This window comes from Sphingomonas sp. M1A8_2b (assembly GCF_053345535.1).
On the sequence record NZ_JBKFAH010000003.1, the window covers coordinates 577,301 to 590,113 of the forward strand.

At 64.9% G+C, this 12,813-nt stretch carries 13 protein-coding genes; all 13 read left to right on the forward strand.

The genetic code is table 11. The features are described from left to right. Positions 1-249: 249 nt before the first annotated feature. Positions 250-1,101 carry a 30S ribosomal protein S2 gene (rpsB, locus tag ACLBWL_RS15055; RefSeq protein WP_056066002.1) on the forward strand — a complete coding sequence of 284 codons (852 nt, stop codon included), beginning with the start codon at positions 250-252 and terminating at the stop codon, positions 1,099-1,101. Between the two features lie 89 nt (positions 1,102-1,190). After that, positions 1,191-2,123 carry a translation elongation factor Ts gene (gene tsf, locus ACLBWL_RS15060; protein ID WP_332747606.1) on the forward strand — a complete coding sequence of 311 codons (933 nt, stop codon included), beginning with the start codon at positions 1,191-1,193 and terminating at the stop codon, positions 2,121-2,123. A 395-nt stretch (positions 2,124-2,518) separates the two neighbouring features. After that, positions 2,519-3,247 (forward strand): UMP kinase, encoded by a 729-nt coding sequence (gene pyrH, locus ACLBWL_RS15065; protein WP_447794369.1) that lies wholly within the window; start codon positions 2,519-2,521, stop codon positions 3,245-3,247. Position 3,248: 1 nt separating this feature from the next. Further along, entirely contained in the window at positions 3,249-3,806 is a 558-nt protein-coding gene (gene frr / locus ACLBWL_RS15070) for a ribosome recycling factor (protein WP_447794371.1), read from the forward strand. A gap of 131 nt (positions 3,807-3,937) precedes the next feature. After that, on the forward strand, positions 3,938-4,630 hold the full coding sequence (locus ACLBWL_RS15075; RefSeq protein ID WP_447794373.1) for an isoprenyl transferase: 693 nt from the start codon (positions 3,938-3,940) through the stop codon (positions 4,628-4,630). Positions 4,631-4,695: 65 nt separating this feature from the next. Beyond that, positions 4,696-5,451: a phosphatidate cytidylyltransferase gene (locus ACLBWL_RS15080; RefSeq protein WP_447794430.1), complete on the forward strand. Its 756-nt coding sequence runs from the start codon at positions 4,696-4,698 to the stop codon at positions 5,449-5,451. Further along, positions 5,448-6,605, forward strand: a complete 1,158-nt coding sequence (locus ACLBWL_RS15085; protein WP_447794375.1) for a 1-deoxy-D-xylulose-5-phosphate reductoisomerase — start codon at positions 5,448-5,450, stop codon at positions 6,603-6,605. Before ACLBWL_RS15080 ends, ACLBWL_RS15085 begins: the two co-directional genes overlap by 4 nt. Beyond that, on the forward strand, positions 6,602-7,735 hold the full coding sequence (gene rseP / locus ACLBWL_RS15090; protein WP_447794377.1) for an RIP metalloprotease RseP: 1,134 nt from the start codon (positions 6,602-6,604) through the stop codon (positions 7,733-7,735). The genes ACLBWL_RS15085 and rseP overlap by 4 nt, the downstream gene beginning before the upstream one ends. Positions 7,736-7,788: 53 nt before the next feature. Then, positions 7,789-10,557, forward strand: coding sequence for an outer membrane protein assembly factor BamA (bamA, locus tag ACLBWL_RS15095; protein WP_447794432.1), 2,769 nt, complete (start codon positions 7,789-7,791; stop codon positions 10,555-10,557). Next, the gene (locus ACLBWL_RS15100; protein ID WP_447794379.1) at positions 10,557-11,213 is read left to right on the forward strand and encodes an OmpH family outer membrane protein; all 657 of its coding nucleotides are present in this window, start codon (positions 10,557-10,559) and stop codon (positions 11,211-11,213) included. The genes bamA and ACLBWL_RS15100 overlap by 1 nt, the downstream gene beginning before the upstream one ends. Positions 11,214-11,224: 11 nt before the next feature. Next, on the forward strand, positions 11,225-11,707 hold the full coding sequence (fabZ, locus tag ACLBWL_RS15105; protein ID WP_447794381.1) for a 3-hydroxyacyl-ACP dehydratase FabZ: 483 nt from the start codon (positions 11,225-11,227) through the stop codon (positions 11,705-11,707). Between the two features lie 104 nt (positions 11,708-11,811). Continuing rightward, positions 11,812-12,042, forward strand: a complete 231-nt coding sequence (gene rpmE / locus ACLBWL_RS15110) for a 50S ribosomal protein L31 (RefSeq protein ID WP_055880673.1) — start codon at positions 11,812-11,814, stop codon at positions 12,040-12,042. A 125-nt stretch (positions 12,043-12,167) separates the two neighbouring features. Next, the gene (locus ACLBWL_RS15115) at positions 12,168-12,482 is read left to right on the forward strand and encodes a PilZ domain-containing protein (RefSeq protein WP_447794383.1); all 315 of its coding nucleotides are present in this window, start codon (positions 12,168-12,170) and stop codon (positions 12,480-12,482) included. Positions 12,483-12,813: the final 331 nt, after the last annotated feature.

The window sequence follows — 12,813 nt, forward strand, 5'->3', positions numbered from 1 at the left end:
TCGCATTTTGAATCCGGCCATACCGGTTCGAATCAGCGGCGAGTCGAACATCTGTTCCCCTCTGAGCCCTTTATGTTCTCATTGCGTTCCATGAGTCAAGCGCGCCTTGTGCGATTGCTTTCCAGACAAAGCCACGCTAAGGGCCGCGCCTCTAACCCCGCATGGGAGGCATCATAGCCCGGTGCGTCACGGTCATTCGGCCACGACGTCATCCGCTTCCCAGAGGCACAACCGGAAGGATATATCCCTATGGCGGCACCCGTCGTCTCCATGCAGCAGCTCATCGAAACGGGCGCGCATTTCGGCCACCAGACTCATCGGTGGAACCCCAAGATGAAGCCTTACATCTTCGGTGATCGTAACGGCGTCCACATCCTCGACCTTTCGCAGACCGTGCCGCTGTTCGCGCGCGCGCTCGAATTCGTCTCGTCGGCGGTTGCCGGTGGTGGCAAGGTCCTGTTCGTCGGCACCAAGCGCCAGGCGCAGGAGCCCGTCGCAGACGCAGCGCGTCGCTCGGGCCAGCATTTCGTCAACCATCGCTGGTTGGGCGGCATGCTCACCAACTGGAAGACCATCTCGGGTTCGATCAAGCGTCTCAAGACGCTCGAGGAAATGCTGTCGGGCGACACCGTCGGCCTGACCAAGAAGGAAGTCCTTCAGCTCACCCGCGAGAAGGACAAGCTCGAGCTTTCGCTCGGCGGCATCCGCGACATGGGCGGCATTCCCGACGTGATGTTCGTGATCGACGCGAACAAGGAAGAGCTGGCGATCAAGGAAGCGAACACGCTGGGTATTCCCGTCGTCGCGATCCTCGATTCGAACGTGTCGCCGGACGGCATCGCCTTCCCGGTCCCCGCGAACGACGACGCAGCCCGCGCCATCCGCCTGTACTGCGAGGCGATCGCGATCGCAGCGACGCGCGGCGGCCAGGAGCAGCAGCGCCGCACCGGTGCCGACATCGGCGCGATGATCGAGCCGCCGAAGGAAGAGGCCATCGCAGAGCCGACCGTCGAGGCAACTGCCGACACGGCGCAGGCGACCGCCAATGCCGATACCGCTGCCGAGTTCGCGGCCGAGGGTGAGCGCCAGATCGACGCATAAGCGTCGTCGCCGAACCGTCATGCGGGCGGGGTAGGGCGAAAGCTCTGCCTCGCCCGCAACCATATTCAGACCCAAAGAGGATTAAAGACATGGCCGATATCACGGCAGCAATGGTCAAGGATCTGCGCGAAAAGAGCGGCGCGGGCATGATGGATTGCAAGAAGGCGCTGAGCGAGAACGCCGGCGACATGGAGCAGGCAATGGATTGGCTGCGCACCAAGGGCCTCGCAGCCGCCGCCAAGAAGTCCAGCCGTACCGCGGCCGAGGGCCTGGTCGGCGTCGCCGTGTCGGGCACCAAGGGTGCCGCGGTCGAGGTGAACTCCGAGACCGATTTCGTCGCCAAGAACGACCAGTTCCAGTCGTTCGTCCGTGACGTGACGCAGATCGCACTCGCAACCGGTGGCGACATCGAGGCGCTCAAGTCGCAGGCGATGCCATCGGGCAAGACCGTCGAGGAAGTCCTGACGAACAACGTCGCGACGATCGGCGAGAACCAGTCGCTGCGCCGCTCGCGCACGCTGGAAGTCAGCAAGGGTGCGGTCGTGCCCTACATCCACAACCAGGCAGCACCCGGCCTCGGCAAGATCGGTGTGCTCGTCGCGCTTGAATCGGAGGCTTCGGACGAGGTTCTCCAGGCACTCGGCAAGCAGCTCGCGATGCACATCGCAGCGGCGTTCCCGAAGGCGCTGAACGAAGCCGACCTCGACGAGTCCGAGATCGAGCGCGAGCGCGCGATCGCGACCGAGAAGGCTGCCGAGTCGGGCAAGCCTGCCGACATCATCGCCAAGATGGTCGAGGGCGGCATCGCCAAGTACCGCAAGGAGCATGCGCTGGTCAGCCAGCTGTTCGTGATGGACGGCAAGACCAAGATCTCCGACGTCGTCGCCAAGGCCGGCAAGGATGCGGGCGCCGAGATCAAGCTGGTGGACTATGTCCGCTTCCAGCTCGGCGAAGGCATCGAGAAGGAGCAGTCCGACTTCGCCGCCGAAGTCGCTGCCGCATCGGGCGTGCCCCAGGCATAAGCCATTCTTTTCCCTCGCCCCTCCGGGGAGAGGGAAGGGGCCCGCGGCTACTTGGCCGTGGGAAGGGTGAGGGGAGTGGCGAGGTCTCGAACCTCACCGTTCCTCATCCGGCCCTACCGGGCCGCCTTCTCCCCAAGAGGGAGAAGGACAACTACCCCTCTCCCATCGGGGAGAGGGGCTAGCTTGCGCAGCAAGCGCGGGGTGAGGGCAGGGGGGTGAACCTTTCCATCATCCTCCCTTTTCCAGCACGCAAGCGCAGGCCCCGTGTCCCGCCATGACAGGGAACTGGCCGTCCTCCTCGGCGAGAGGAGGGAATACCCCGGCAGGACCGGGTTGTGTGGCAATCGCCCCCCGCCTAAGGTCCGCGCCGCCCCGCCAATCACAATTCGAGATTTATGACGCCTCCGCGCTACAAACGTATCCTGCTGAAACTGTCGGGCGAGGTCCTGATGGGACCGTCGGGCCTGTCGATCGATCCGACCGTCACCGCACGCGTCGCGCAGGAGATCGCCGACATCAAGGGCAAGGGCTACGAGATCTGCATCGTCGTCGGTGGCGGCAACATCTTCCGCGGCATGGCGGGCGCGGCACGCGGCATGGACCGCGCGACCGGCGATTACATGGGCATGCTCGCGACCGTGATGAATGCGCTCGCCGTGCAGAACGCGCTCGAGCAGATCGGCGTCGACACGCGCGTGCAGTCGGCGATCCCGATGGCGTCGGTGTGCGAGCCTTTCATCCGCCGCCGCGCCGAGCGTCACCTGGAGAAGGGTCGCGTGGTGATCTTCGCGGCCGGCGTCGGCAGCCCCTATTTCACCACCGATTCGGGCGCCGCGCTGCGGGCTGCCGAGATGAAGTGCGACGCGCTGTTCAAGGGCACCTCGGTCGACGGCGTCTACAATGCCGACCCGAAGACGCACCCCGACGCGGTGCGTTACGAGACGGTGTCGTACAGCCGCGTGCTGTCCGACGACCTCAAGGTCATGGATGCGAGCGCGATCGCGCTGTGCCGCGACAACAACATCCCGATCGTCGTCTTCAACATCCGCGAACCCGGCAATCTCGCCGCGGTGCTTAGCGGTGATGGCGTGTCGACGATCGTCCAGAACGAGCAGGAGCTTTAAGATGGCCGCATACGACAAGACCGACCTCGAGCGCCGCATGGCGGGTGCCGTTGAAGCGCTGAAGAGCGATCTCGCAGGGCTGCGAACGGGTCGCGCGTCGACCGCGTTGCTCGATCCGGTGATGGTGACGGTGTACGGGTCGTCGATGCCGCTCAACCAGGTCGCGACCGTGTCGGCGCCCGAGCCGCGGATGCTGTCGGTGCAGGTCTGGGACAAGGCGAACGTCGGCCCGACCGACAAGGCGATCCGGTCTGCGGGGCTCGGCCTCAACCCGATCGTCGACGGCCAGACGCTGCGCCTGCCGATCCCCGACCTGACCGAGGAGCGCCGCAAGGAACTCGCCAAGCTTGCCGGGCAATATGCCGAGAAGGCACGCATCGCGGTGCGTAACGTGCGTCGCGACGGCATGGATTCGCTGAAAGTCGACGAGAAGAAGGGCGTGTTCAGCGAGGACGAGCGCAAGCGTCACGAGACCGAAGTCCAGAAGCTGACCGACGGCATCGTCGCGGAGCTCGATGCGACTGCGGCTGCCAAGGAAAAGGAAATCCTGGGCAAGTGAGGGCGTTCGGCGCCGCTTCAACCGGGGCTTCAACCGGGGCTTCAACCGGGGCTTCAACCGGGGCCTCGGCCGGGACATCGGCGGGGGCCGCTTCGACCGCGCCGCTGGCAGCCGTCCCCTCGGGCGGGGCAGTGCCGCGTCATGTCGCGATCATCATGGACGGCAATGGTCGCTGGGCGAAGAAGCGGTTCCTGCCACGCTTCGCCGGGCACAAGGCCGGCGTCGAGGCGGTGCGGAAAGTGACTCGGGCGGCGCGCGCGATGGGGATCGAGGCGCTGACGCTCTACGCGTTCTCGTCGGAGAACTGGCGTCGTCCCGCGGAGGAAATCAGCGACCTGATGGGTCTGCTCCGCCATTTCATCCGCAGCGACCTCGACGAACTCGCGCGCGAGAACGTCCGGTTGCGCGTGATCGGCGACTATCACAGCTTTTCGCCCGATCTGGTGGCGATGGTCGACGACGCGATCGCGCGGACCGCGAACAACACCGGCCCGATCCTTGCGATCGCGCTCAACTACGGCGCGCATGCCGAACTCGTCACCGTCGCGCGACGCCTCGCCGAGCGCGCGCGTGACGGCGCGCTCGATCCCGCCAGCATCGACGTCGGCACGATCGAAGCCGAACTCGACACGCACGACCTGCCGCCGCTCGACCTGATGATCCGCACCTCGGGCGAACAGCGCCTGTCGAACTTCCTGCTCTGGCAAGCGGCCTATGCCGAGCTGCTGTTCGTCGACACGCTCTGGCCCGACTTCGACGCCGCGGCGCTCGCCGATGCGGTCGCCGCGTTCGGTCTGCGCCAGCGTCGCTACGGTGGTCTGTGAATCTTACCGACCCCGACAACGCGCCCGACCAGGCGCTCCGAACCCCGTCCAACCTGAAGCTCCGGATGATCGCCAGCGTCGGCATGATCGTCGTCGCCAGCATCGCGCTGACGCTCGGCGGGATCGCGTTCTGGCTGCTGGGAATCCTCGCGGCGCTGTTCATGATGGCCGAATGGTCGATGCTCCAGGGCGCCGACGCCAAGACCAAGCGGATGACTCAGTTCGCGCTGTCGGTGCCGCTCGCGCTGATGGCGCCGGCGTCGTTGATCCTCGTGATCCACGATTTCTTCACGCTGGGACTGCTCGCGGGCGCCGCGTTCTTCGTCGTCATCACGACCCGCAAACCCAGGCTGGCGCTTGGCATCGTCTATTGCGGTCTCCCCGTGTTCGCGCTGATGATCATCCGGCGGCAGGACGAGGGCGTCCTCTACACGCTGTGGGCGCTGTCGCTGGTCTGGGCGTGCGATATCGGCGCGTTCTTCACCGGGCGGACGCTGGGCGGGCCCAAGCTCGCGCCGGTGATCAGCCCGAACAAGACCTGGTCCGGGCTGATCGGTGGCGTCGCGCTCGCGAGTGTGGTCGCGGCCGTGCTGCACATCCAATACGGACTGCCGCTGCGCATGACGCTCGCGACCCCGGTGCTCGCCGTGCTGGCCCAGATGGGCGACCTCTACGAGAGTTGGCTGAAGCGAGTCGCAGGGGTCAAGGACAGCGGTAACATTCTCCCCGGGCATGGCGGCGTGATGGATCGTCTCGACGGGCTCGTGCCGGTCGCCCCGGTCGCCGCGTTTCTCGTCCTGCTGCCGCACTTCTACGCATGAAGAGCGTCACCATTTTGGGCGCGACCGGCTCGGTCGGCACCTCGACGCTCGACCTGATCGAGCGCGAACCCGATCGCTTCCGTGTCGTCGCGCTGACCGCCAATTGCGACGTGGCGAAGCTCGCCGCCGCGGCGATCCGGACCAAGGCCGAGTTCGCGGTGGTCGCCGACGAGGGCTGCCTTCCCGAATTGCGAGAGTCGCTGGCCGGCACCGGCATCCGCGCTGGCGGTGGTGAAGGCGCGATCGCCGAGGCTGCGGCATCGGGGGCCGAGTGGACGATGGGCGCAATCGTCGGCTGTGCGGGGCTGAAGCCGGTGATGGCGGCGATCGAGCAGGGCGGCACCGTCGTGATCGCCAACAAGGAGCCGCTGGTTTCCGCTGGCGACGTGATCCTCGCCGCCGCCAAGCGGACCGGCGCGACCCTGCTGCCCGCCGACTCCGAACACAACGCGATCTTCCAGTGCTTCGACGCGAGTCGTCCGGAACGTGTCCGCCGCATCATCCTGACCTGCAGCGGCGGGCCGTTCCGCGACTGGACCACCGAGCAGATGCGCGGCGTCACGCTCGAACAGGCGGTCAAGCATCCCAACTGGTCGATGGGTGCGAAGATCTCGGTCGATTCGGCAACCTGCATGAACAAGGGCCTCGAACTGATCGAGGCCGCACGCCTGTTTCCGATTCCCCATGACCGGATCGAGATCGTGATCCATCCACAATCGGTGGTTCACAGCTTGGTCGATTATGTCGACGGCTCGGTTCTCGCGCAGCTCGGGCCCCCGGACATGCGGACGCCGATCGCGCACACGCTGGCTTGGCCCGACCGGATGGCGACGCCGATGGCCCCGCTCGACCTGGTCGGGATAGGCCGACTCGACTTCGAGGCGCCCGATGAGGTGCGTTTCCCGGCCTTGCGACTCGCGCGCGAAGCGTTGGATGCAGGCGGGGCGCGGCCGGCAATCCTCAACGCGGCCAACGAAGTTGCGGTCGAAGCCTTCCTCAAGCGCCGGATTTGTTTCCTCGAAATTGCCGCAATCGTCGACCATACGCTATCATGCTACGACCCGGCCGCACCGGACAGCGTCGATGCCGTTCTGGCGATCGACGCCGAGGCGCGGGCTTTGGCGGGCGAGCGTGTAGAGGATTGCGCGGTTTGATCGAAACACCCGGTATCCTGCTGACCATCCTGTCGTTCGTCCTGGTGATCGGCCCGCTCGTGTTCGTGCACGAGATGGGTCACTATCTCGCCGGACGGTATTTCGGGATCAAGGCGGACGCCTTCGCGATCGGTTTCGGCCGCGAGATCGCCGGCTTCACCGACAAACGCGGTACCCGCTGGAAGTTCGGCTGGCTCCCGCTCGGTGGCTATGTGAAGTTCGCCGGCGACATGAACCCGGCGAGCCAGCCGACGGCCGAATGGCTGTCGCTCCCTGCCGAAGATCGCCAGCGCACCTTCCAGTCGAAGCCGGTCTGGCAACGCGCGATCGTCGTCGCTGCCGGGCCCGTCGTGAACTTCGTCGTCGCGATCCTGATCCTCGCCGGTTTCGCCTTTGCGTACGGTGACATCCGCATGCCGCCGGTCGTCGGCGGTACCGTCCCCGGCAGCGCCGCTGCGGCGGCCGGCTTGCAGGCCGGCGACCGCATCACCGCGATCGGCGGCCGCTCGGTTGAGACGTTCGACGATCTCGCCCGCTACGCCCGCATCCGCGCCGGCGAGCGCACACAGATCGACGCGGTGCGCGGTGGCCAGACGGTATCGCGCGATATCGTGATCGGTACCGAATTGCAGCGCGATCGCTTCGGCAACGAATACAGGATCGGCCGCCTCGGCATCGCCGGCAGCAAACCCGTGATCGTCCCCGTCAGCCTGATCGAGGCACCGGTGGTCGCGGTGAAGCGCACCGGCGAGATCGTCTCGATGATGGTCGAGACGCTCGGCCAGGTCATCACCGGTCGTCGCTCGGTCAAGGAGCTCGGCGGTCCGCTCAGCATCGCCAAGGTGTCGGGCGAGCAGATGTCGCTCGGCCTCGACGCCTATGTGTTCCTGATCGCCCTGGTCTCGATCAACCTGGGGTTCATCAACCTGCTGCCAGTGCCGATGCTCGATGGTGGCCACCTGTTCTTCTATGCGATCGAAGCGGTGCGCCGGCGCCCGGTCGAGCCGCAGGTTCAGGAGTGGGCGTATCGCGGCGGGCTGGCCGCTATCCTTGCGCTGATGCTGCTGGTGACGTTCAATGATCTCGGCAATTTCGGGCTTTGGAAAAATTTGGCCGGCTTGATCGGTTGACGACGATAGGGCAGGGCGGGCGCGCCCTGTATGTGCACGTTTTTAAGGTGGGTTTGGTGACAGCGATCAACGGTTACGATTTCGCGCGTAAGGGCGCCCTGCTGCTGGCAGGCACCATCCTGTCGGGCGTGCCCGCTTTCGCCCAGACCGCGCCGACGGGGGCTCCATCGCCGCGTCCTGCGCGGGCCAGTGCCCCGGCCAATGCAGCGAATGCCGTTCCCCCGGCAGTAACGCCCGTTGGCGCGCCGGTATCCGTGCGGACGATAAAGACTTTGCGCGTCGAGGGATCGCAGCGCATCGAGCCCGAGACGGTGCTGTCGTACACCAAGCTGCGCGTCGGCATTCCGTACACCGCGGAGACGCTCGATCAGGCGCTGAAGGATCTTCAGGCGAGCGACCTGTTCGCCGATTACTCGATCGCGGGTGTCGAGGACGGCAACATCGTGCTGCGCGTGCGCGAGAACCCGATCATCAACCGGGTGATCATCGAGGGTAACAAGGCGCTCAAGACCGACAAGATCACGAAAGAGATCAAGCTCGCGCCGCGCCAGATCTTCACGCGCACCGCGGTCCGCCAGGATATCGCACGGATTATCGAACTCTATCGTCGCCAGGGTCGCTTCGCCGCGGTGATCGATCCGAAGATGGTCAATCTCGACCAGAACCGCGTCGACGTCGTGTTCGAGGTCAGCGAGGGTCCGAAGTCGAAGGTTCGCCAGATCAATATCCTCGGCAACGAGGTGTTCTCCGACGACCAGATCCGCGGTCAGATGGCGACCAAGCAGGCGCGGTTCTTCCGGCTGTTGTCGTCGGCGACCAGCTACGACCAGGATCGCCTGTCCTACGATCAGCAGAAGCTCCGCCAGTTCTACCTGACGCAGGGCTATGCCGATTTCCGCGTCACGTCCGCGGTTGCCGAGCTGACCCCGGACAAGAAGGACTTCATCATCACGTACGTGGTGGAGGAGGGCAAGCGCTACAAGTTCGGCGACGTCACCGTCGACAGCCAGATCCGCGACTTCGACAACACCAAGCTGGCCGCCTCGCTGCCACTGAAGAAGGGCGACTGGTACAACGCCAAGCTGGTCGAGGATTCGGTCGACAACCTCAGCCAGACCGCCGGCCTGTTCGGATACGCGTTCACCGAGGTGAACCCTGAGTTCGCGAAGGACGCGGACACGCTGACGATGGGGATCAACTTCAACATCGCCGAAGCCAAGCGTACCTATGTCGAGCGGATCGAGATCAACGGCAACACGCAGACGCAGGACAAGGTCGTCCGCCGCGAGATCCGCCTCGCCGAGGGCGACGCGTTCAACAGCTTCCAGGTGAAGCGCTCGCAGGATCGCATCAACTCGCTCGGGTATTTCCAGGACAAGATGGAGATCAAGCAGCTGCCGGGTTCGGCGCCTGATCGCGTCATCCTGGAGACGAATCTCGAAGAGAAATCGACCGGCGAGCTCCAGCTGTCGGCAGGCTATTCGAGCCTCGAGCGCTTCATCATCCAGGCGAACATCACGCAGCGCAACTTCCGCGGCAAGGGCCAGGAACTGCGCGCCGGCGTCAATTATTCGAGCTATTCGAAATCGGTCGAGCTGGGCTTCACCGAGCCGTACCTGTTCGACAAGAACATCGCGGTCGGCGGCGACATCTTCCGCCGCGACTACAATTCGTTCAACTATATCGGCAACGATCGCCAGACCACCTATTCGCAGGTGTCGACCGGCTTCCAGCTGCGTGCCGGCGTACCGCTGACCGAATTCTGGTCGCTGTCGGCGCGCTACGGGCTGTCCTACGACAAGGTCGGGCTGAACGAATCGACCTACTTCACCAACGGCAACTGCGACATTCTCAAGGCCGGCCGCTATCTCTGCGAAGCGATCGGCAACCGCTGGACGTCGTCGGTCGGCTACTCGCTGATCCGTGACACGCTCAACAGCCGCCTGCGACCGACCGCAGGGTCGCGCTTCTCGTTCAGCCAGGACTTCGCCGGTCTCGGCGGCGACGTGAAATATATCCGGACCCGCGCCGAGGGCGCGAAATACTGGAACGTCGGCAGCGGCTTCGTTCTGTCGGCGACCGGCGAGGGCGGCTACATCAAGTCGCTCGAGAGCAGCAGCAAGCCGGGTGTCGACCCCGTGCGGATCACCGACCGCTTCTATCTCGGCGAGCCGCAGTTCCGCGGCTTCGACATTCGCGGCGTCGGCCCGCGCGTCCTGCGTATTCCGTACACGACCGACGCGACCACGGGTAAGCAGGTGCTTGCCACCGATCGCAACCAGTTCATCGACGATGCGCTCGGCGGCAACGCGTACTATCTCGGCCGCATCGAGATGGAGATTCCTCTCGGGTCTGGCGCGCGCGAACTGGGTCTGCGCCCCTCGGTCTATGTCCAGGCGGGCTCGCTGTTCAGCATCACCAAGCCGAACCTGACGATCGATCCGGCCTTGTATCCGAGAGCGGCGGATGGGACGATTCTGCCCTATCAGTCGCCGATCCTGACGACCGATGGCAAGATGCAGTACATCGTGCCGACGCCGTCGACGGGGACCGATCCCAACGCCGGTCAGATCACGACCTGTAAGACCGGATCTGGTCCGACCTGCGCGGGCACCTCGGCGAACTCCTTGTATGCGACGTCCTATGGACCGTATGATGAGCAGTTCCTTGGCAATTCGGCCAAGCCACGTCTTTCGATCGGCATCGGGGTGAACTGGAATTCGCCGTTCGGTCCGCTTCGTATCGATCTCGCCCGCGCGTTGCTCAAGCAGCGCGGCGACGATCCCAAACTCATTACTTTCAACGTAGGGACACAGTTCTGATGACGACGTTCAAGACGCTTCTCCTCGCCGCTGCGCTCGTCGCGCCGGCTGCCATCACCGCAACCGCTGCCGATGCGCAGGTTTCGGGTATCGCTGTCGCCGACGCACAGGGCGCGATTGCCAACTCCAAGGCCTGGAATGCCGCGCGCGCCCAGATCGAGACGACCTACAAGGCGCAGCTCGACCAGGCCGAGACGCGTCGCCAGGCTGTCGCGCGTGAGCTTCAGCCGCTCGTGACCGCGTTTCAGACCGCACAGCGTGCGCCGGGCGCTTCGGAGGCATCGTTGCGTCCGCAGGCTCAGGCGATCCAGGCGCGCGAGAACGCCGCGAACCAGGAACTCGCTCGTCTGACGCAGCCCGCGCAGCGCGCGCAGCAATACGCGATCGAGCAGATCCAGGCGAAGCTCGGCGACGCGGTGAGCGCCGCGGTCCGCGCCAAGAACGTCAGCCTGCTCCTCCGCCCCGAGGCCGCGCTGTTCGCGCAGCCGACCGCCGACATCACCGCTGCGATCACCACCGAACTCGACCGTCTGGTGCCTACCGTAAGCACCGCTGTCCCCGCCAACTGGCAGCCCAACCAAACCGCCCAGCAGCAGCAGGGGGCAGCACCTGCGCCCGCTGCGACGACGGGCAAGCGCGCGCCGCAGGGTCGTTGAGCGAGCCGGGGATGACGGACTCGGTTGACGCCGTGAAGACTGGTCTGGGCCCGCTCGATATCGGGCGGGTCATGGCTGCGCTGCCGCATCGCTATCCGTTGCTGCTGGTCGATCGTGTCGAGGATCTGATCCTCAACACGTCGATCACTGCGATCAAGGCGGTGTCGATGAACGAGCAGTTCTTCCAGGGGCATTTCCCCGGGCGGCCAATCATGCCGGGCGTTTTGATCGTCGAGGCGATGGCGCAGGCCGCCGGGATCCTCGCGGTCGAGTCGCTGGGGCTCGCGGGCTCGGGCAAGCTCGTCTATTTCATGGCGATCGACGGCGCGAAGTTCCGCAAGCCTGTCGAGCCGGGCGTGTTGCTCAAGCTCGAAGTCACCTTTGTCCAGAAGCGCAGCTCGGTCTGCAAGTTCGCCGGTCGCGCTCTCGTAGAAGGGCAGCTGGTGGCCGAAGCGAACTTCACGGCGATGATCGCCGATCCGCCGAAAGCCTGACGACGAGGCCCTAGGCCCGCGTTCTTGTAAAATAGGGCGCGTCCGTGTACGGGCGCGCCTTCCTTTTCAGGCTGGTCGGAACCAGCCACTTACGGAGAAGTCCCATGAAGGCCGATACGCACCCCGACTATCACATGATCACCGTCCAGATGACTGATGGCAGCAAGTACCAGACTCGCACCACCTGGGGTAAGGAAGGCGATGTGATGACGCTCGAGATCGATCCGCTCGCGCATCCGGCATGGACCGGCGGCCGCGGCACGATGCTCGACACCGGCGGTCAGGTCGCGCGCTTCAACAAGCGTTTCGGTGGCGGCCTCACGCTCCGCAAGTAAACGTAACCCCCCGGAACGGATCGATACTCATTCGTTCCGGGGGCATTTCTTAAGATCACGTTAGGCACCGGCGGCTAGGCTTGTAACTGCAAGCTAGACTTAGGACTCGCAAGGACGAGGACGCCATGTTCGCCGCCGATTTCGAACCCGCAGAGCGCACCAGCCGCCGCGGTTCGCCCCGTGCCCCTGTCGCGTTGGACGTCAGCATCGGCAAGACGCGCCGCACATTGTGCAGGGTCGTCGACATCTCGATCAACGGCGCGCGGCTCCAGACCTATTCGGCGCTCAAGCGCGGGACGAGCATTTGGCTCAATTTGCCGCAGATCGGCCAGATCGTCGCGGAAGTCATGTGGGCCGACGATTTTACTGCCGGCTGCAAGTTCCGCAAACCGCTATCGATCGAAGCGTTCGATGCGCTAATCCGGGATCACCCGGCGTAGCGTCGCTAATCGCGATCGTGATCGCTTCACGTCGCGCGATGGCACCTTCACCAATACGACTCTGAGCTTCGGGACATGATGGCCGCCAGCAACCCTGGCGTCGCATCGGACGAGGCGCGCGATTTCGAAATCTCGAGGTGGTGGGGGCCAAACCGACGTTCGCATAGTTACTTACAGCGGGCAGCGTCACGGGGGTGGGCGGCAACGAGAGCCCGTACAGCGGCACGGGAGCCGAAAAATGGAAGACCGACCAAAAACTGTAAAAAAGCATTTGACGGTTCTGCGAACGCCGCCTAGAGGGGTGTCACCGCAGCGAACGACCACACGGTCT